This is a genomic window from Fictibacillus sp. S7 (assembly GCF_004127935.1).
Classification (GTDB): Bacteria; Bacillota; Bacilli; order Bacillales; family Fictibacillaceae; genus Fictibacillus_C; species Fictibacillus_C enclensis.
On record NZ_QJKL01000001.1, the window covers coordinates 2,547,561 to 2,567,049 of the forward strand.

Consider the following 19,489-nt stretch of genomic DNA (forward strand, 5'->3'; position numbering starts at 1 on the left):
TGCCTTATGAAAGTAAAAGAATTCATGATTTCAAATGTCATTACTGCAAAACCGGACGATACCCTTCAGGATGTCATGAGCCTTATTGTTCACAAGAAAATTGGCGGTATGCCTATTGTGGATGATGAAGGAAAATTGCTGGGCATGGTTTCGGACGGAGATATCCTGCGCGCCATCAAACCGCGTGAACGTCAAATCTATGACTTTTTCACCTTTGTCATTTATGAGCAAAAACAAGAACTGGAGCAATTCCTTAAAGAACTCGGAGAAGTAAGCGTCATTAAAATTGCCAAGCGGAACGGTCTGATTACTGTTTCTCCAGAGGATGAAATGGAAAAAGTCCTGCAGCTGCTGGCAAAGCATCACTTCAAAAAGCTGCCGGTGGTAAACGAGGAAAAACGAGTGGTCGGTGTAATCAGCCGTGGAGATGTAATTAGAAAGATTGAACAGACCATACTTAGACAGCTATAAAAACACACCTTAGCAGCAGTCCCTTTACGGGGACTGTTTATTGTGCTGGCAATTCGGTATAGGTGTTACGGAGCAAATACTTCTGGATTTTTCCGCTTGCATTTCTTGGCATCTCCGGTACAAATATAAACTTGCGCGGGCGTTTGTAATCGGCCAGTTTGCTGCTGTTCCGGCAAAACTTGTCGAGTTCGTGCTCCGTCAGGTTTTCGTCCTTTTTGACCACAATAGCGGTCACCCGTTCTCCCCACTTGTCATCAGGTGCACCAAGCACCGCAACATCCAGAACTCCTTCATGTTCATACAGCACATCCTCCACTTCCCGGGGATAAATGTTCTCGCCGCCGCTGACAATCATATCGTCCATACGGTCTGAAACAAATAAATAGCCTTCCTCATCCATATACCCGATGTCCCCGCTATGGTACCATCCCTTATAAAGAGCACGCTCTGTCGCCTCAACTCTACTGTAATATCCCTTCATCACACTCGGCCCCCTGACAATAATTTCGCCCGGTTCCCCTGGTGGTAGAATGTCATCAGGATCAGACGGACCGGTGCTTCCAGGCCGAACCACTCGTATCTCATGATTGAAACACGCTTTTCCCGCAGAACCAGCTTTGCTCTCCTGTTCATCCTCAAACAAAAAGGAGATGGCCGGGCCCATTTCTGTCATGCCATACGCCTGAACCAGATGTATCCCCATTTTCTCCCCCAGGGCCCGTACAAGAACCGGCGCCATCGAAGCTCCTCCGTAGAGACCAAACCTCATAGATGAAAGGTTATAAGCACTTAGGTCCTCCTGAAGCATCATATTCCACATCGTGGGTGCCCCAAACATTACGGTGATTTTTTCACACTGAATCGTATCCAGCACTTTTTTCGCGTCAAAATGATGAAGAATTACAGTGGTGCATCCATTATGTATGCGCGGCAAAAACGCGCAATGCAGCTCTGCACAGTGGAACATAGGGGCTGCAGTTAAGCCCCTGTCCGATGGCCTGAGCTGCAGCGCCTGCATGCATGTCAGACTCTGCTCGATCATGTCGCGGTGCCTGTGCATGACTCCCTTGGGCTGGCCTGTGGTCCCGCTCGTATACATAATCGCATAAAGATCATTCTCATCAAGCTCCACTTCAGGTTCCATAGCCTCTGCGGACCGGACCCGCTCATGGAAGCTTATCGCCTGATCCGGCTGGTCTTCGCTGATCGACCAGAACGACACAAGCGGAAACTCATCGAACAGGAGCATTACCTGGTCTTCCAGTGCTTTTTCATAAATCAAAAGAACAGGCTTCGAATCGTTAAGAATATACGATACTTCGCCTGATTTTAATCGAAAGTTAATCGGATTCAGTACGGCACCAATTTTGGCACACGCAAAGTAAACCGTCGCAAACTCACTCGTATTGTGCATGAAAACAGAAACAATATCTCCCTTTCTTACACCGGATGAAATAAAGGCCTGTGCCACACGGTTCACATATTGATTCCATTCTTCATACGACCATCTTTTCCCCTGTGACACATCCACAAGCGCTTCCTTCTTCGGATACTTTTTGACGCTTTGATCAAACAGCTTTCCAATTGTCGGATACATATCGTTCTTCCTCCCACGTTTTAGTGTAGAAACAAGCCCTGCATATATGATCGCAAATGGTGATGAGCCTTTTTTCTGATATGTACTACTTCCCCAGAAATAACGAAAACCCTTGAATTTCATCATCAAAAATTATTTTTATAAATTATTCACTGATTGTAATAAAAATTTTCCTCTGCCAGCCGATAAACTTCATAGATTCAAAATTCTAAATACAGTTCATGGATAGAGGAGAGGGAAATGAATAAATCATTTATTCCGGGGATATGTTTCGCTGTGCTTACTACAGCTGCCTTATATCAAAGTCTTCACGCGGATGCAGTGTCCGCTCAGGAAGCAAAAACGAAATATGTGAATGTCAGTGCAACGTCCAGTCTGAATTTGCGCAAAAGCGCCTCTGCAAAAGCGGCCATTATCGGAAAGCTGGTTAAAGGCAACAAGGTCATCGTCTATTCCGAAAGCAAAGGTTGGGCCAGACTGAAATATAACAACAATCTGGGATATGTCAGTTCAAAGTATCTAACAGCTTCAAAGCCTTCAGCCGCCAAGGCAGCTACGGCTCCAAAAACAACAACCAAATATGTTACAGTGGGTTCAGGCGGGAACCTTAACTTGAGAAAAAGTGCCACCACCGCTTCACCCGTTGTAACAACACTGAAAAACGGACTGGCCGTTACTGTCTATTCCGAAGCCAAAGGCTGGGCTAAAATTAAGGCCAATGGCAAAGGCGGATACGTCAGCCTCAAGTACTTAACAGCAAAAAAACCGGTCGTTGCAGCTCCCAAACCTTCAGCGCCAAAAACAACCACGAAATATTCAGTGGTCAGCTCTGGCGGAACCCTGAACGTATACAAAAGCGCATCTTCGACCTCTGCAATTGTCGCCACACTTAAAAACGGTTTGGCCGTTACGGTCTACTCCGAATCGAAAGGGTGGTCAAAAATTAAAGCCAATGGTAAAGACGGCTATGTCAGCAGCAAGAATCTTTCTGACAAAAAGCCAGTCGTCAGCACACCACAATCAGCACCACCCAAATTCACAACCAAATACGTGACGGGCGGAAACCTGAACCTTCGAAAAAGCGCATCTACCGGATCGGCAGTCGTTACGGTTCTAAAGAACGGATCCACCGTTAATGTCTACGCCGAAACCAACGGCTGGGCAAAAGTAAAAGCAGGCGGCAAGGATGGTTACGTCAGGGTGAAATACCTTACTGATAAAAAATCGGCGGCTCCGGCTCCAAAGCCTGAACCTGCACCTGCTCCGGCTCCGCCAAAACCAACAACCAAATATGTAACAGTATCCGGTGGTAACCTGAATCTAAGAAAAAGTGCTTCTACGGATTCAGCAGTCGTTTCGGTACTAAAGGACGGATCATCGGTTGGTGTCTATTCTGAAGCGAACGGCTGGGCAAAGGTAAAAGCAAGCGGCAAGGACGGCTACGTCAGTGTGAAATACCTTACTGATAAAAAACCGGCTGCTCCGGCTCCAAAGCCAGTGCCCACACCTGCACCCGTCCCAATGCCTGAGCCCGCGCCAGTTCCGGTTCCAAAGCCAACACCAACTCCTGAACCTGTTTCAGTAGTTAAGTTTGTCACGGCGGACACCTTGAATATGAGATCAGGGCCAGCAACCTCCTATTCTGTTGTGCTTCAGCTGGCGCATGATACAGCAGTCAAAGTACTCTCTGAAGAAAACGGATGGGCCAAGATCGATGCGAATGGAAAAACGGGATATGTCAGCTCCTCCTACCTTACCGTAAAAGGAGATCCCGTACCTTCATCGGAGTATGAAGCACTTTACGGCAGAGCCCTTGAAGATATGGTTGCCATGCAGATGAAAGTCAGCCCGCAAACCGATTTATATAAAAATTATATTAACCAGAATGCAGTTACTGTCTCAGGCACAACTGCCACAGTGGTAGGCGATAATTGGAATGTCAGAAACGGTGCCGGAACTGTCTTTTGGTCCCTTGGCACAGTGAACAACGGAACCAAGTTAAAGGTTCTTGGCAGTGTCAAAGGAACCGACGGGAAAATTTGGTACCAGGTCGCTTATAAAACGTGGGCCAACGCAAGCCCTGATGACGTGAAATACTATATGGATTCCAACAATTTTAAAACTGATCCGGTTAAATCGTATCAGTTTATTAAACTCTCACAATCGGCCAGTCTGAATGCCGATGAGGTCAATCAACGCATTCTCACTGGTAAAGGAATCCTTCAAGGACAGGCGGCAGCCTTTATCACAGCAGGGGAAACCTACCATATCAATGAAATCTACCTGATTTCCCATGCGCTGCTTGAAACCGGAAACGGAGCCTCTAAGCTTGCAACAGGGATTCAATACAACGGAAGAACGGTCTATAACATGTACGGTATCGGTGCAGTGGACAGCGATCCGATCAACAAGGGGGCCGCAAGAGCTTTTGCCGAAGGATGGTTTACACCGGAAGCCGCAATCATCGGCGGTGCCAAATTCATCTCCCAGGATTATATTCAGGCAGAGCAGGACACGCTCTACAAAATGAGATGGAATCCGCTCGCTGCGTCAAACAGCGGAAAAGCTACCCATCAATACGCAACGGACATCGGCTGGGCTGTCAAACAGACCACGCAAATGCACAATCTTTACAGCCTCTTGTCCTCTTATAAAATCATCATGGAAGTACCGGTTTATGCACAAAAATAGCAATAACAAAAGGGACTCTCTTTACCAGAGATGTCCCTTTTTCTATGAGTTTGGCTCAACATGAACATGCACATTATAGACGTCATGCTTTTTTACCAGAGTTTTTTCCACGATGGTTGATATATCGTGAGCAGCCTTGATATCCAGTGTCGATTTTACAAAAATCACAATATCGACAACCGCATTATTGCCATAGTTTCTGGCCTTGATCTCCTTGACTCCTTTTACCCCCTCCACGTTTTGAATCGTCTCACGATAGGAGGTAATCAGGTTTTCATCGAACCCGTCAGAAAGTTGATGAGACGCGTCTTTAAAAATGTCCCATGCCGTTTTACAGATCAACAAGCCCACAATCAAGGCGGTAAGCGGATCCAGCCATGGCAGATTCAACTGAGAGCCAAAAATACCTACCGCACTTCCGATACTCACCCATGCATCCGAAAGATTATCTTTTGCTGCTGCATTTACAGCCGAACTGTTGATTTTTTTTGCCAGGGCCCGGTTATACCGATATACAAAATACATGACAGCCGCACAGAACAACCCCGTCCAGCCGGCGATTAAATCCGGGGATTCCTTCACTACTGAAAACATGGATGATACAGCTTCAAATAATACCTGGAGCCCAACTGCTGCCATAATAAACGAAGCCGTTAACGAAGCGATCGTTTCACTTTTCCAGTGGCCGTATGGATGATCTTTGTCCGGCGGCTTGCGGGACAGCTTTAACCCGATCAATACGGCCAGTGAAGCGATAATATCCGTTACATTGTTTAATCCGTCAGCTCTTAATGCTTCCGAATGGCTGAAGTAACTGATGACCAGCTTCAGAACGGACAAACAAATGTAAGCCACAATACTGATGATTGCCCCTCTTTCTCCCAATTTCAAATTTTGATAACGCTGCTCATCCATAAATAGCCATCCCCCGAATTCTTCTTCATAAATATCGTAGCAGGTGCTATCCGGGTGGGTCTATAGCAACGATTTTGGGTTCTGGTATAAAAGCAATACACCTATAAAAGTGTTGGTCAGATGAAACGTTTGTGCCCAGAAGAAAGCCCACCTCAACCGCCCCAACAACAAAAAAACCGCCCGCTTTAAAAGCGGCACGGCCCTGCAATCAAACATCGATGAACTTATTATTGATATTGACGGTAATTCCATCATTCTCTATAGACTCGCCAGCTGATGCGAATGGGGCTCTCGCATAAGGTTAACAAACGCTCCTCCCACAATGGCGGGAAGCTGGGGGGATGTCACCTCATACGCCTCCTCATCTCTTTTAAAAAACACGTTGCTTTTGGAATCAAAATAGAGATTGGGTGTTCCGCTTGTTTTCTTTAGGTTCGAGTTGTCTGGAACAAAACCAAATCTCGTCATGAGCTGTCCCCCAACATGTCTGAACGTGTGTTATCCCCTACTTGTTATATTCTGTGGACTAAAAAGGAATGCCTCAAAAAAGACCATCACGTTCCACACGGGATGGCCTTTCGTCAACGATGTTATTGTCCTTTGATCTCTAAGAGCTTCTGTCTCAGGCCGGTCTCCATCTGTGCCAGCTCGTTTTCAGCCAATCGGCGCTTGTGACGGCCCTCCTCCTGTATTTTGAGTGTTTCCTCAAGGGTGGACATGAGGTTTTCCTGCGTCTTCTTCAATGTCTCAATATCGACAAGGCCCCGCTCATTTTCGCGGGCGGTCTCAAGCGTGTTGGCTTTGAGCATTTCCGCATTTTTCAGCAGCAGATCATTGGTCGTTTTAGCGACCTTTTTCTGTGCTTCCACGGCACTCCGCTGACGAAGAAGAGTAAGCGCAATCGCGACTTGGTTTTTCCAGAGCGGAATCGCCGTCATTATGGAAGACTGGATCTTTTCCACGAGCGCCTGGTTCGTGTTCTGAATCAGGCGGATTTGCGGCGCACTCTGTATGGTGATTTCTCGGCTTAGTTTCAAATCATGAAGACGTTTGTCCAGTCTGTCGGCAAACTGTACCATATCATTGACTTCCTGATATTTCATCTGGTCATTCGTGTCTTCCGCTTCTTTACGGAGTGCGGGGATCACCTTAGTGTTGATTTCCTCAAGCTTCAGTTCCCCTGCTGCAATGTAGACATTCAACGCCTGAAAATACTCTTTGTTATGGTCATAGAGCTTTTCCAGCATGGCGATATCAGCCAGCAGTACATTTTTACTGCTGTCGAGTTTCACACCAATCCGGTCGATCTGGGCACCTGTCTTTTGATACTTGGACAGCACCTCCTGAACCGATCCGGAAATTTTGCCGAATACCCTGCCAAACAACGAAGGTTTGTTGGATTGCAGTTCTTCCGGATTGACGTTGCTTAATTTCTTCATCAGATCGTTAATGATATCGCCAACCTGTCCGACATCCTGCTTTTTCACCTGGTCGAGCATCGTGTTCGAGAACGACAAAAGCTTCGACTGGGCAGGGGAGCCATAGGTGATCATCGCCTGATGATTTTTCGGGTCGATCTGCTTGGCCAGCTGATAGGCTTTTGCTTTGTTCTCCTCCGGGAGCACATCGATTAATTTCCGCTGTGTGGCCGGTTCTTCCTGCTGAACCTTCGGAACCTTCGGCGTTTCACCGAACGGGTCCGCAAGCAGGTCGTCCATAATATCCAATTTATCATCCTGATTATAGAGAGGTGATGTATTATCGCTCATGATAATCTCCTGCTTTCGTTTCTAATTTGGTTTCTTTCAGCATTTTCATAGAATGTCTGGCTACATCCAGTTCAAAGTTCAGTTCTTCCATGTCATCTGAAAGCATATGGTACAAGTCCTCTTCAATGTATTCGGTAAGCTCTTTTAACGTCCTTCTTGTTTCAGAAAGGGACTCCTGAATTTCCCAGTTTTTCTTTGGCTGGCTGGATAAAAACGCATACTTCTCTGTCAGTTCAACGGCAGAGTCCAAATGGGTGAAGAAAAATCTCTCTCCTTGAAAAAAGCGCCTCGGTTCCCTTTTGGTCATACTGTATATTTTTCTTGTTATTTTCGTCAGCTCAAATCTCTGCTTTAACGTGGGAATGTCACGAATCGAAAACAGCGTTTTTTGCAGCCGGTGAATTTTCGGTTTGGCTTCTCTTAAATTTTTTTGAATGTATTTATATTCACCGCGGGTGAGCTGATGTTTTTTCAGCAGCCGCCAGTTCCAGAGCATCGATGCCATCCAATAACCGGCCACCCCGCCGCCAATGGCCAAACCGCTTGAAAGCCAAAAGGATTGGTCGAAGGCAAAGAAGGACAGCAGCCATACGATGGCCATGGTATTAAAGCCGCTGATGATTTTTACGGCAAAACCTAAAAACCCGTTCATGTCTATCGCTCCCGACTTCATGTCTTTTCTATTACTACGAACAGAACAGACTTGAGTTTCATATTTAGTAATATTTTACTTTCCACTGCCTTTACCATACCGCATTATCCCCATTTTCTCCATTGCCCTGTAAACGTAAAATGCCTAAGACCTAAGACGTAGATAAAGACCGAAGTGGAGGCAAAAAGGAGGAACAGAAGAAGAAAGATTCATCGCGGCACTTTCATCACTAGAATTACCCTCCTGGAAAAAGCAGCAAACGGGCCTTGGCTGATATTGTAAGGTTTATAGGAAAATAGAAGCGTTTATGCCAGAATTCCCCCTATATTGTCATTTCTTGACGAACAACTTAGAGGATTTATTACAATTAATAAAGGGGAGAAATACGATGAAAAAATGGTTGGGACTTTTCATGGCGGCAGTCCTCTGTACAGGCTTCATGTTTCCTGGACATAGCAGTGCCGCTCTAGGCAGCCAAATGCTGTCACAAGGATCAAATAACAGTGATGTGGTTGATCTTCAGGAGTATTTAATGACGAAGGGTGTTTTTCCGTATCATACCGCTACAGGATACTATGGACCGATTACGAAAAACGCTGTAGAGCAATTTCAAACCCAATCCCGTATTAAAGCTGATGGGGTTGCAGGATCAGAAACGATTAATAAAATAAAAGTACTGCACAAAGGGGATATCGGCAAACCTGTCATCGAACTTCAGCGCCTGCTAAAGGCTTGGAACGCATACAGTTCCACAGTTGACGGTATTTATGGAGATGGTACGGTATCTGCAGTGGCTTCATTCCAAAAAAACCATGGACTTTCCGCTGATGGCATCGCAGGGCCGAGTACATACAAAAAACTACGCCAAAAAAGTCCTTCTTACTCCACCAGAAGCTTCACGGTGAACAGTTCGGCTTACACAGCGGACTGTGATGGCTGTTCCGGTAAGACAAAAATGGGCATTGATCTTAAGAAATACAGCAACGGAAAAGTGGTTGCTGTCGATCCGGATGTGATTCCACTTGGATCAAAAGTAGTCGTTGAAGGCTATGGTACAGCCATTGCCGCTGATATTGGCGGCGGCATTAACGGAAAAATGCTTGATGTGTTCATCGCTGACCATGGAGATGCCATCAATTGGGGCCGTAAAGACGTAAAAGTAACGGTGTATGAAAACTAAAGCAATACCTGATCCCGGGAAGCCTGATGGTTGTATCCCGGGACTTTTTATTGTCCCGTGCCTATTTTGTCTTTGAAAGCAGGGATATGTGGTGGCAACCAAACTTAAAGTTATGAATCACCGGAAAATAGGCTATCTTTATGATACGGAAGCAAACCTGCTAAAAACGAAGAAAAAATAATAGAAAAGCTGACCCGAATAAAATGCACCACGATGCATTTACTGGGTCAGCTTTTGCCATTAGAAGTCTATCGATTTTTCTCCGCCTACAACCGGAAGCCGCAAGGAGCAGCAGGCAACATTAGAGCTGGTTCGATATTTTAGCACAACAATCAGCCTCATTATTTATTAAAGATATACTTTTCTTTAAGCCGGTCGAATTCACCCTGCAGTTCCATTTCATCCATCCAGAGGTTTACCCAGTTTTCATACACGGAATCGCCTCTTGGAATCATGTACGCCTTCTGGCTCTTCGTAAATGTTTTGTCTGTAAGCGCCGCATAGAGCCTCTCATCCCTGCTGGCATAATACATTGCTTCGGTGCTGTCTGTGATCATCACATCCACTTTTCCTTCAGCAACCATATGAGGGATATCAAGGTTGTTTTGAACCACCACGACCTTTGCCTTTTTAATGTTAGAATCGACAAACTTTTGATTGGTTCCACCAGGATTGACGCCGATCGTTACATCAGGCTGATCAATCGCTTCAAGGCTTGTAAATCTGTCCTTGTCCTCCACTCGGATCAATGGAGATTTGCCTTCATTTAAATACGGACGGGTTAATTGGGCCGTCTTTTGGCGTTCCGTATTTCGGCTTACACCTCCGACTGCAATGTCAAACTTGTCATCGAGCAAATCATCCATGAGCGTGGACCATGAGGTTTTTACAAACTTGACCTTAACGCCGAGATCCTTAGCCATTAGCTCAGCCGCTTCAATATCAAAGCCTTCGAATGTTTTCGTGTCCTTGTTGTAAAAGGTAAATGGCTTATAGTCCCCTGTGGTCCCTACACGAATGACTCCTTTTTTCATAATGCGGTCCAGCCTTGAAGCCACCGTATAATGGTTCCGCTTTTTATGCAGCATACTTCCTGATGCACTGGCCAGTTCATCAGCCGGTACATACGGCTTGCCATTGACCTCCAGGGTATTAAGCTGCTTCCCGTTCCACTCCAGTTCTCCTTCCTTTGTTGCCGAAGTAAAATTCATTCCCCCAAATGCAATACAGGCGATGAAGGTGAGTACTGCCACCCACTTTAAAATTATTTTGCTGCGCATATGCATCCTCCATTCTATGAGATACATCCATTATTCATAGAGCGGAAGAGCAAGTACATACATTTTCTGAAAATTCAATAAAATGGTCATTTAGTCTGAAGAAAATAGTCCCGCATTCGACAAAAAAAGCACAGCGCAGGCTGTGCTTTTACCATTAGAAAAAGGTTAAATTCTCACCTATTCCCGCTTCCCGCTTTTCAGGAATGGGCGTGAAGCCGTCCTTTGAAAGCATGACCTCTACCTCATCGCCAATTTGTTCCTGCATCATCTTTAGAACCACTTTATAAGCGGAAGGGTTGTACCACTTTTCCATTCCCGTGCGTTTGTAAATGTCGGAAATGCCAAGCCGCCCGGTCCGTTTGCCGCCGCTGCCGTCTCCCATCCAAAAATCATCAATTGTCACCCGGTCCGCGATGGGCCGCAGCTTTTGAGGAAATTCTTTTGAGTAGGGCAGCAGCGGAGAAAGGCTCGCCTGCGTAGTAATGCCCGCTTCCTTAATCTCCCGGAGTGCCTGCATTCTGGCCGGAATCGGCGGAGCTGTGGGAGCAAATGCTTTTCTGATATCTTCCTTATCGGTTTCAATGGTCATCGATACCCGCGCATGATCGCCAAATTGCTTTAAAAGGTCAATATCTCGTGTAACTAACGGTGAACGGGTTTGGACATGAAGAAAATCAGGTGGTAGTTCGAGCATGACTTCGAGCAGTGAACGGGTCAGCTTCGTTTCATGCTCCAATGGCTGATACGGATCTGTGGAGGAAGCCATAAAAATGGTAACGGGCCCTTTCCTTCTGGCCTTTGAGAGCTCCTGCCGCAGCAAATCAGCGGCATTCGTCTTGATATCCACCCAAGTCCCCCACTCCTCGTCCCGATAAAGGGAGATGGGAAGCTGCCTTACATAACAGTAGGAACAAGCAAAAGTACAACCGGCATACGGATTCAGGGAGTGCGTAAAATCATCGAGTTGCCCCACACCGGGAGTTAATATGCTTTTCGATACAATGTCCTTCAGCTGTGCTTTCATCCTGTACGCCTCCTTCCTTAGAGGATCAGCCCATTATTAATGCCGCTGACCTCTTCCTCTGTCAAATGCCGCCACTGGCCCCTTGGCAAGTCCCCCAATGAAATGCCCATAATCCGGATGCGTTCCAGTTTAATGACAGTGTACCCAAATGCCCGGCACATTCTCCGGATTTGCCGGTTCAATCCCTGAGTCAATATGATACGAAATTCATCATCACTCACCCGTTCTACCACACACGGCTTTGTAACCGCACCGGGAATCTGTACCCCCTGTGCCATTCCTGAAATAAATTCGTTGCAAAAAGGATTATTAAGTGTTACCAGGTATTCCTTTTCATGTTTATGATCGCCGTGTGAGATGGCATGAGACAGTTCACCATCATTGGTCATCAGAATGAGACCTTCTGAAGCTTTATCCAGACGGCCGACAGGAAAAATCCGTTCGTGATAACCAATAAAATCTATGATATTCCCTTCGATATGTGAAGCGGCCGTACACGTAATGCCGGCCGGTTTATTTAAGATAATGTACACCAATTTTACCTTATTTTTAATGGTTTTCCCATCAATCCGCACGATGTCGTCCGGCCCAACAATCTGTCCCATTTCGCATACTGATCCATTCACAGTAATCCTTCCTGCTTTAAGAAGCCTGTCTGTTTCCCGTCTGGAGATTGCCATTGCCTGACTGATGTATTGATTGATCCTCATCATTTTCCTGCTTTCTATTTTTTGCTTATGGGTAAATCTTCTCGCCTTTTTCAAGCATCTCCAAAAATTGACTCATCCGTTTCATCCGGGTTTCCGGTTTCTTTGCTGTCTGAAGTCTGAAAAGAATGGCATACCGGTTCTGGCTGTTTAATGCTTCAAAATAAGCTTTTGCGTTTGGGCGCTGATCAAGCGCTTTTTGGAAATCCACCGGCAGGGACTTGTCACTTTGAGGAGAATACGCTTTTTCCCAAAGTCCATTTTCCTTCGCCATTTCAATGGCCCGGAGTCCGGCAGATTTCATCCTCCCTGCCGCCAGGAGTTCTTCAGCCTTCTCCTTATTCACTTTCGACCAGATGCTTTTTGGCCCTCTCGGCGTGAACCGCTGCAACCATGTTTGATCATCATATTTTTCCTTCCGGCTGTCAATCCAGCCGTAGCATAAGGCGCTTTCCACAGCTTCAGCATAGCTCGGCGTTGCCTTGCCTGAATTCTTTTTCGCAATATGAATCCGAATGCCTGGGGATGAAACATGATGCTCTTCAAGCCATTTTTCTAATGCTTGCTGACTTTCAAACCATACGGCCTCAAGCTTTTCTTTAGCCATCCTTTTCCGCCTCCACTCTCTATTCTTTGATGAAGTACTACGTCAAAGAAAAAAGAAATCCTCCCGATCCTTCGAGAGAATTTCTTTGGAATTAAGATGCCGCCTGTACTTCCAAACGCTTTTCTTTTTTCTGTGAACTGAATACCAGTTGAATAGTGCAAACGATAAAGTATACGAACGATGCGATAAGCACGTATGTCCAAGCCTGTGAAACAGCCTGTGTTTTCCATACTCCTGCCATCGAAAGAAGAGCAGGGAAAGTCAACGTCACCCATGACTGCACGCAGGCAACCTTGCCAATATACGAGTCAATCTTTTTGTTTAAAGCACCTGAAAGGAAGAACAGGAACCATAAATAGGCCCATGCCACCCAAGTCAAACTGCCGACTGTATCATGGAACTTCAGAAACGACACAACAGCATATAGAATTGCAACAACCGAAACCCATAGCGAATAATAGCCAAGGCCGCTGCCGTGAAGGCCTTTCACGTTCGTAACACCAACAAATAAATACGTCAGACCGAATAAAAAGATCGAAGCCAAATTAAAGATGGTCCAATGTTGTTGATCCGAGATCACGATAAGGTAAAAAGGGATAACCACCTGAAGCACTCCGACAAACAAGTTAAAATATCCAACACTCTTGCCATCGGCTTTACCGAAAAGCATAAAGCTATTTAAGAATAGGGCCGCTCCTGAAAGAAATAAACCGACATCACCCATAATGTTTGCTGTGAGAAAAAACCCCCACAGGCTATTCACCTCACTTTTAATCGTTAAAAAAGAAAAAGCAGATCCCTCCGCACGGAGCAGTAAGGGATATGCCTGCTTCATCTTTTAAAATTGAACTTACAGAATGAAACTTACGATGATGGCTGAAAGGACGCTGACCAGCGTTGCTCCGTAAAGAAGCTTCAGTCCAAAACGTGCAACCACGTTACCTTGCTTTTCGCTCAGTCCTTTAACCGCACCGGCGATAATTCCGATGGATGAGAAGTTAGCGAAGGATACAAGGAATACAGAGATGATACCCAATGTACGAGGGCTCATGGCCTCTTGTACTTTTCCTAGCTGAATCATCGCTACGAACTCGTTTGTAACCAATTTGGTCGCCATAATTCCGCCGGCAGAAACCGCTTCTGCCCAAGGCACACCCATGATGAAGGCAACCGGAGCAAAAATATATCCAAGCACGTGCTGGAAGGTAACACCGAAAATCATATCAAATACACTGTCGATCGCTGCCATCAAGGCAACAAAACCAATCAGCATGGCACCTACGATGATGGCGACTTTAAAGCCGTCCATGATGTATTCGCCAAGCATTTCGAAGAAAGATTGCTTTTCTTCTTCCTGTACTTCAAGAATATCTTCGTTCTCGTCAACTTTATATGGATTGATGATGGAAGCAATAATGAATCCGCCAAAAAGGTTTAGCACAAGTGCCGTCACCACATATTTCGGTTCGATCATGGTCATGTAGGCACCGACGATTGACATGGAAACCGTAGACATCGCTGATGCACAAAGTGTGTACAAGCGGTGCTCGGGAATACGTCCCAATTGCTTTTTCACAGTGATGAAGACTTCAGATTGTCCAACCATAGCTGAAGCGATGGCATTGTAGGATTCGAGTTTACCCATGCCGTTTACTTTACTGAGGACAAACCCAAGGGCTCTCATAATGAGCGGAAGTACTTTAATGTATTGGAAAATCCCGATCAAAACAGAAATAAACACGATTGGAAGCAATACCGTCAAAAAGAACGGTGCCTGACCATCATTGGCGATTCCGCCAAAGACAAAGTCAACGCCGGCCGCTGCATATTTAAGCAGCTTTTCAAACACACCGGCAAACGCTTTAATGACAACCAGACCAAATCTTGTATTTAATAGAATGTAGGCCAGAATGAGCTGCAGAACGATCATAATGGCAATTGGCTTATAATTGACTTGTTTGCGGTTATTGGATGCAAGCAGTGCCAAACCCAGTACGACAACAAGCCCTAGGATCGCAATAATATATGTCATAAGTCATTTCTCCTAAGTTGTTATTTGGCAAGGTGAAGTGAGAAACTACGCTAAATCCTTCGAAGAAAAGAATCCTGGCAAAAGCTCATGAATCGATGTTTCCTTGATATCACCTTTAAGATTGGAAAGAATAATTTTTGTATTTTCATCGCAAAATTCTGCAATGACCTGGCGGCATGCACCGCAAGGAGAGATTGGTCCTTCAGTATCACCGACGACCGCAATGGCTTTTATTTTCCGCTGGCCTTCTGAAACCGCTTTAAATATCGCTGTTCTTTCAGCACAGTTTGTCATGCCAAAAGAAGCGTTTTCAATATTGCAACCGAGGAACAAAGAATCGTCCCCGGTCAGCAATGCTGCGCCAACTTGAAATTTTGAATACGGAACATAAGCCTTCTGACGGGCTTCAATTGCTTTTTCAACTAATGCTTTTGTTTCCATGTGGCATTCTCCATTTCAGATGGTTTTTTTGTTTAATGATTAATAAGAGCTATTAGACGTCTGACCTTTTGCAATAGCAACACCCGAACTTGCACCGATACGAGTAGCACCTGCATTTACTACGTTTTGTGCATCTTCAAGGCTGCGAACGCCACCTGATGCTTTAACGCCTACATTCGGTCCAACTGTTTTTCTCATTAGGGCTATATCTTCTGGAGTTGCTCCCCCTGTAGAAAATCCTGTGGATGTTTTAACAAAGTCAGCTCCTGCTTTAACAGACAATTCACAAGCAATTACTTTTTCTTCATCAGTAAGCAGTGAAGTTTCAATGATCACCTTTGTCAATGCTTTGCCTTTGGCAGCTTCAACAACGGCTTTAATATCATTTTCAACTGCGTCATACTGTTTGCTTTTCAACGCTCCGATGTTGATTACCATGTCAACTTCGTCTGCACCGTTTTCAATCGCATTTTTTGTTTCAAACGCTTTAACTTCAGGAGTTGATGCTCCAAGAGGGAATCCGATAACCGTACATACTTTGACTTCCGGTGTATCTTTTAGAATTTCAGCTGCTGTTTTCACCCAAGTCGGATTCACACAAACAGAAGCAAATTTGTGTTCTATTGCTTCATGAGCAAGAACTTCGATTTGTTCAAGCCTAGCATCCGCTTTTAACAATGTATGGTCGATCATTTGAACTAAATTAGTGTTGGACATACTGATTGTTCCTTTCTTTTTTGAAAATGATAAAACGCTTTCAGTCATGCTCTTTTAGTTAGCATGAACACTATACCAAGCATTTGAACAAATGTAAATAACAAACTGAACAAATGTAAAATTATTTTTTTCCAATAAAAAATCCCCGGAGGGACAGCTAGTTTTTATCCAGCAATGATCGTGCTGTAAACTGGTCGGTTACGAGAACATTGGCATAGCCGCCCTTAAGCGCTGCGCATATTCCCTCCACCTTTTGCTGTCCACCGGCAACCAAAATGGAATGATCCTTTTTTTTCAGCTCTTTTAAATCAATCCCCAGTGTCCGTTCGTTAATATCGGCATTAAGGATCTCGCCATTTTCATCAATGAATCGGGAACAGAGGTCCCCTGCTGCTTCTGAACGGATCTGTTTTTGGTCTTCCTCGGAAAAGTAACCCAGCTGGAACAGGAGAGACTCGGATTTGACTGCGCCAATCGTAAACACAGCGATGTTGGCTTCTTTCCCCAAATCCAGGATCCGTTTAATATGCCGGTCTGCCTCCATTGCCTGTTTCACAACGACATGGTCCACGATGGCAGGAAGCGGCAAATAAATCGGCGCGGTGTTATACGCTTTGCCAAACAAGCTCAGCACTTCGGAGTGATAGGTGTGCGTTTCCGAATGGCTGATTCCGCCTTTTAGCTGAACAACCTTCACATCTTTAACGAATTTTTGTTTCAGATGGCAGGCGACATTATAAAGCGTCGTTCCCCATGTGACCCCAATGACATCCCCATCTTGTGTTATCTCATAAAGATAGGCCGCAGCCTTTTCACCGAGTTCTTCTTTTATAAGACCGCTGTCATATTGAGGAATGGAAGCCACAATGGCTTTCTTCAGATGAAACTTCTGCTCAAGTTCACTTGACAGTTGTTCAATGTCATTTTCGGGATCCATGATTTTGATCTGAACGATCCCCTCACTTTTGGCAAGCTGAAGCATTCTGGAAACGGTGGGCCGTGATATTCCCATTTCCGCTGCAATTTGATTTTGATTGTAGTCCAGCAAATAATAAAGCTTGGCTGCTTCAATTACCTTCTTCAATTTATCCTGTTCCACGCTATCCCACCGCCATTTCTTCTTTCTTTTATATATATTATCAAAGTTTCATAGCTAGTGAACATATGTAAAAAGATTCATTAATTATTATTTCTAAAAATTGGTTGACTAAACCTTAAAAAGAGCATATCTTAAAAATGAATGAACCGTTCATTCATAATTCGAGAGGAGAATGAATCGATGAAGAAACTAGAAACCGGATTGGTTATTGGCGGGAGTATAGGCGGCCTACTGGCTGCGCGTGTTTTATCCGATTTTTGTTCCAAGGTACTGGTTGTTGAAAAAGATGCCTTCCCGGACGGCCCGGAACATCGCCAGGGCACACCTCAGGCCTTCCATCCCCACCGTATAACACCGCGTGGCAAAGCGATTATTGATCGTTTTTTTCCTGATTATGAACAGGATCTGGTTTCACTTGGTGCCCCTTCTTCACTTAATAAAATTATTCATCAGCACAACCAGTTCGGCACCATGGTCAGCCCTTATCCAAGAAACGATATTAAATTCAGCCGGGCCGTACTTGAATATGTGATCCGGGAACGGGTCCGGAAAATAGATAACATCCACTTTCTACAAAAGCATGACGTTCTTTCTCTCAGCGTCTCCCCTGAAAACGACAGAATTACAGGCGTGATGGCCCGTGACCGGGAAACTGACCTGTCGCCTTTTCCGGTCGAAGCCGAATTGGTCATTGATACAAGCGGAAGAACTTCCAAGCTAACCGAGTGGCTCGGTGATCTAGGTTATAACGTTCCTCTTCCGGATAAAATGACAGCAAACATCGGATACAGCACACGAAGGTATAAACTTCCTCCCGGCAAGGAACATCTGGCCGAAAAATGGGAGGCCGTAAATGTTGGCGGAACGCCTGGAAAGACATTCCTGGGTGCCTTTTCATTTATTGAAAACCAAGTGGCCGAAACCATCCTTTATCGTCCGGACGGCGTGTTTCCGCCGAGTGATCCAGTTGAATTTGAAAAGGAAATCAGCAGGCTTTCAAGCCCTCTTATTTCCGAGTTGATTTCGGGTCTGGAACCCATTACCCCGCCGAAAAGCTTTCGTGTACCCTATTTATTCCGCCAGCATTTTGAACAAATGAAAAACTGGCCAGCTGGTTTGCTTGTTTTGGGAGATGCGTATAGCAACTTTGACCCAATCTTTGGCCAGGGCATGACGGTCGCGGCAATGGAAGCTGAACTGCTGTATAAAGAATTGGAACGCAATGACACGTCTGAAACCGGTTTTGAACAATCCATCCTGAAAAAATTCCAGCATGTGATTGAGGCAGCCTGGTGGCTGAACTGTGCAGCTGATTTACGCTGGGAGGGTGTCGGTTACGAGGGTACCCAGCCTCTGAAAGGAATCGAATTTGGTCAAACCTATATGGATTTTTACTTAAAATATGCCACCGAAAAGCAGGACTGGAAGCTGTATGGACTATACTGGGCAGTCAATACCCTGTCGGTTTCCCCGAAAGCAATATTCAATCCCGAAATGGTTCGAACCGTCCTGTCTTCTTCCCCATCCGGCCAAAACGTGCTTGATAAATTGGAGAATGGCCATTCGCTTGAAAACATACTGAGGGATATCCTTCCCGATTTTTCGGAAGAAATCTTTGATCCGGAGAAAATGAACAAATTAGAGGTTCGTCACGAGAATTGATATACTTTTCCTAAGAACCAGCAACCACAGGAGTGAATACATTTGCCATTAAACGAAGAACAGCTTCAGCAAAAACGTGACGAACGAAGAGAACAAATCTTGTCTGCCGCTCTCAAGGTCTTTGCCCGCAGAGGACTGATCGGTACAAAGATGAGCATGATCAGCGAAGAAGCCGGTATCAGCCAAGGCCTTATGTATCGGTATTTTACTTCTAAAGATGAATTGTTTATCACCCTGGTGGAACGCGCCATACAGGGATCCATCGAAGGAACAAAACAGATTCACCAGATGCCCGGGTCCCCGCTTGAGAAGTTAACAAGGCTGACCGAAATCATTCTTGATGAAGACGGACAGTTGTATTTTTTGCTTATGCATCAAGTGCGAACCTCAGATGATGTGCCTGAAAAAGCAAAAGCGCTTCTTGAATATGCATCCATGGATGTATATGTCGACATGCTGAAGCCTGTATTTGAAGAAGGTCAGAAAAACGGAGAACTGGCAGAGGGAGATATCAGTGAACTGATCTCCTGCTACTTCACCGTCATATCCGGTTTGATGACCCTAAATATCCCTAAAACACAAGGATTTCAACTTCCACGGGTGGAATTATTGATGAGGATGTTTACACGTCTCTAATAAAAAGAG

18 protein-coding genes and 1 pseudogene are annotated in these 19,489 nt (G+C 45.2%); 5 read left to right on the forward strand and 14 right to left on the reverse strand.

All coding sequences use genetic code 11. The features are described 5' to 3' along the window. Nucleotides 1-6: 6 nt before the first annotated feature. Entirely contained in the window at nt 7-471 is a 465-nt protein-coding gene (locus DMO16_RS13130; RefSeq protein ID WP_061974618.1) for a CBS domain-containing protein, read from the forward strand. 37 nt (nt 472-508) lie between these two features. Here DMO16_RS13130 and DMO16_RS13135 read toward each other — a convergent pair whose 3' ends face one another. Next, on the reverse strand, nt 509-2,068 hold the full coding sequence (locus tag DMO16_RS13135) for a fatty acid--CoA ligase (protein WP_129477929.1): 1,560 nt from the start codon (nt 2,066-2,068) through the stop codon (nt 509-511). Between the two features lie 240 nt (nt 2,069-2,308). Between DMO16_RS13135 and DMO16_RS13140 the strand changes: the two genes are divergently transcribed. Then, nucleotides 2,309-4,759, forward strand: coding sequence for an SH3 domain-containing protein (locus DMO16_RS13140; protein WP_129477931.1), 2,451 nt, complete (start codon nt 2,309-2,311; stop codon nt 4,757-4,759). A 42-nt stretch (nt 4,760-4,801) separates the two neighbouring features. On the opposite strand, the gene DMO16_RS13145 is transcribed toward DMO16_RS13140, so the two are convergent. The 4 genes and pseudogenes from DMO16_RS13145 to DMO16_RS13160 form a co-directional block, all read right to left on the reverse strand. Next, nucleotides 4,802-5,674: a cation diffusion facilitator family transporter gene (locus DMO16_RS13145; protein ID WP_129477933.1), complete on the reverse strand. Its 873-nt coding sequence runs from the start codon at nt 5,672-5,674 to the stop codon at nt 4,802-4,804. 276 nt (nt 5,675-5,950) lie between these two features. Then, nucleotides 5,951-6,142 (reverse strand): annotated as a pseudogene (locus DMO16_RS13150) (cupin domain-containing protein); the annotation flags it as partial. Between the two features lie 122 nt (nt 6,143-6,264). Next, a complete protein-coding gene (locus tag DMO16_RS13155) occupies nt 6,265-7,443 on the reverse strand; it encodes a toxic anion resistance protein (RefSeq protein WP_129477935.1) in 1,179 nt (392 codons plus the stop codon). Next, on the reverse strand, nt 7,433-8,095 hold the full coding sequence (locus DMO16_RS13160) for a 5-bromo-4-chloroindolyl phosphate hydrolysis family protein (RefSeq protein WP_061974625.1): 663 nt from the start codon (nt 8,093-8,095) through the stop codon (nt 7,433-7,435). Before DMO16_RS13160 ends, DMO16_RS13155 begins: the two co-directional genes overlap by 11 nt. 388 nt (nt 8,096-8,483) lie before the next feature. On the opposite strand from DMO16_RS13160, the gene DMO16_RS13165 reads away from it, so the two are divergent. Beyond that, nucleotides 8,484-9,275 (forward strand): peptidoglycan-binding protein, encoded by a 792-nt coding sequence (locus tag DMO16_RS13165; RefSeq protein ID WP_061974627.1) that lies wholly within the window; start codon nt 8,484-8,486, stop codon nt 9,273-9,275. 341 nt (nt 9,276-9,616) lie between these two features. Here DMO16_RS13165 and DMO16_RS13170 read toward each other — a convergent pair whose 3' ends face one another. From DMO16_RS13170 to DMO16_RS13210, 9 genes are all read right to left on the reverse strand, one after another. Then, nucleotides 9,617-10,555 carry a transporter substrate-binding domain-containing protein gene (locus tag DMO16_RS13170; RefSeq protein WP_241840568.1) on the reverse strand — a complete coding sequence of 313 codons (939 nt, stop codon included), beginning with the start codon at nt 10,553-10,555 and terminating at the stop codon, nt 9,617-9,619. Nucleotides 10,556-10,709: 154 nt separating this feature from the next. Continuing rightward, complete coding sequence (locus DMO16_RS13175) at nt 10,710-11,579, reverse strand: SPL family radical SAM protein (protein WP_129477937.1); 870 nt, start codon at nt 11,577-11,579, stop codon at nt 10,710-10,712. A 17-nt stretch (nt 11,580-11,596) separates the two neighbouring features. Continuing rightward, nucleotides 11,597-12,289 (reverse strand): pseudouridine synthase, encoded by a 693-nt coding sequence (locus DMO16_RS13180; protein WP_129477939.1) that lies wholly within the window; start codon nt 12,287-12,289, stop codon nt 11,597-11,599. Nucleotides 12,290-12,314: 25 nt separating this feature from the next. Next, a complete protein-coding gene (locus DMO16_RS13185; RefSeq protein WP_129477941.1) occupies nt 12,315-12,893 on the reverse strand; it encodes a YdeI/OmpD-associated family protein in 579 nt (192 codons plus the stop codon). Between the two features lie 91 nt (nt 12,894-12,984). Further along, complete coding sequence (locus DMO16_RS13190) at nt 12,985-13,617, reverse strand: AmiS/UreI family transporter (protein WP_129477943.1); 633 nt, start codon at nt 13,615-13,617, stop codon at nt 12,985-12,987. 126 nt (nt 13,618-13,743) lie between these two features. Next, nucleotides 13,744-14,925 carry a NupC/NupG family nucleoside CNT transporter gene (locus DMO16_RS13195; RefSeq protein ID WP_129477945.1) on the reverse strand — a complete coding sequence of 394 codons (1,182 nt, stop codon included), beginning with the start codon at nt 14,923-14,925 and terminating at the stop codon, nt 13,744-13,746. Between the two features lie 45 nt (nt 14,926-14,970). Further along, nucleotides 14,971-15,366: a cytidine deaminase gene (locus tag DMO16_RS13200; RefSeq protein WP_129477947.1), complete on the reverse strand. Its 396-nt coding sequence runs from the start codon at nt 15,364-15,366 to the stop codon at nt 14,971-14,973. A 39-nt stretch (nt 15,367-15,405) separates the two neighbouring features. Further along, on the reverse strand, nt 15,406-16,083 hold the full coding sequence (gene deoC, locus DMO16_RS13205; RefSeq protein WP_129480391.1) for a deoxyribose-phosphate aldolase: 678 nt from the start codon (nt 16,081-16,083) through the stop codon (nt 15,406-15,408). 157 nt (nt 16,084-16,240) lie between these two features. After that, a complete protein-coding gene (locus DMO16_RS13210; RefSeq protein WP_164988918.1) occupies nt 16,241-17,182 on the reverse strand; it encodes a sugar-binding transcriptional regulator in 942 nt (313 codons plus the stop codon). Nucleotides 17,183-17,362: 180 nt separating this feature from the next. Between DMO16_RS13210 and DMO16_RS13215 the strand changes: the two genes are divergently transcribed. Continuing rightward, nucleotides 17,363-18,844 carry an FAD-dependent oxidoreductase gene (locus DMO16_RS13215; RefSeq protein ID WP_129477949.1) on the forward strand — a complete coding sequence of 494 codons (1,482 nt, stop codon included), beginning with the start codon at nt 17,363-17,365 and terminating at the stop codon, nt 18,842-18,844. 42 nt (nt 18,845-18,886) lie between these two features. Continuing rightward, nucleotides 18,887-19,480, forward strand: coding sequence for a TetR/AcrR family transcriptional regulator (locus DMO16_RS13220; RefSeq protein WP_061974649.1), 594 nt, complete (start codon nt 18,887-18,889; stop codon nt 19,478-19,480). Nucleotides 19,481-19,489: the final 9 nt, after the last annotated feature.

What these genes read in the sequence shown, in the direction of transcription:
- DMO16_RS13130 (WP_061974618.1), top strand. Translation starts at nt 7, where the DNA reads ATGAAAGTAAAAGAATTCATGATTTCAAATGTCATTACTGCAAAACCG.
- DMO16_RS13135 (WP_129477929.1), bottom strand. Translation starts at nt 2,068, where the DNA reads ATGTATCCGACAATTGGAAAGCTGTTTGATCAAAGCGTCAAAAAGTAT.
- DMO16_RS13140 (WP_129477931.1), top strand. Translation starts at nt 2,309, where the DNA reads ATGAATAAATCATTTATTCCGGGGATATGTTTCGCTGTGCTTACTACA.
- DMO16_RS13145 (WP_129477933.1), bottom strand. Translation starts at nt 5,674, where the DNA reads ATGGATGAGCAGCGTTATCAAAATTTGAAATTGGGAGAAAGAGGGGCA.
- DMO16_RS13155 (WP_129477935.1), bottom strand. Translation starts at nt 7,443, where the DNA reads ATGAGCGATAATACATCACCTCTCTATAATCAGGATGATAAATTGGAT.
- DMO16_RS13160 (WP_061974625.1), bottom strand. Translation starts at nt 8,095, where the DNA reads ATGAACGGGTTTTTAGGTTTTGCCGTAAAAATCATCAGCGGCTTTAAT.
- DMO16_RS13165 (WP_061974627.1), top strand. Translation starts at nt 8,484, where the DNA reads ATGAAAAAATGGTTGGGACTTTTCATGGCGGCAGTCCTCTGTACAGGC.
- DMO16_RS13170 (WP_241840568.1), bottom strand. Translation starts at nt 10,555, where the DNA reads ATGCGCAGCAAAATAATTTTAAAGTGGGTGGCAGTACTCACCTTCATC.
- DMO16_RS13175 (WP_129477937.1), bottom strand. Translation starts at nt 11,579, where the DNA reads ATGAAAGCACAGCTGAAGGACATTGTATCGAAAAGCATATTAACTCCC.
- DMO16_RS13180 (WP_129477939.1), bottom strand. Translation starts at nt 12,289, where the DNA reads ATGAGGATCAATCAATACATCAGTCAGGCAATGGCAATCTCCAGACGG.
- DMO16_RS13185 (WP_129477941.1), bottom strand. Translation starts at nt 12,893, where the DNA reads ATGGCTAAAGAAAAGCTTGAGGCCGTATGGTTTGAAAGTCAGCAAGCA.
- DMO16_RS13190 (WP_129477943.1), bottom strand. Translation starts at nt 13,617, where the DNA reads ATGGGTGATGTCGGTTTATTTCTTTCAGGAGCGGCCCTATTCTTAAAT.
- DMO16_RS13195 (WP_129477945.1), bottom strand. Translation starts at nt 14,925, where the DNA reads ATGACATATATTATTGCGATCCTAGGGCTTGTTGTCGTACTGGGTTTG.
- DMO16_RS13200 (WP_129477947.1), bottom strand. Translation starts at nt 15,366, where the DNA reads ATGGAAACAAAAGCATTAGTTGAAAAAGCAATTGAAGCCCGTCAGAAG.
- deoC (WP_129480391.1), bottom strand. Translation starts at nt 16,083, where the DNA reads ATGTCCAACACTAATTTAGTTCAAATGATCGACCATACATTGTTAAAA.
- DMO16_RS13215 (WP_129477949.1), top strand. Translation starts at nt 17,363, where the DNA reads ATGAAGAAACTAGAAACCGGATTGGTTATTGGCGGGAGTATAGGCGGC.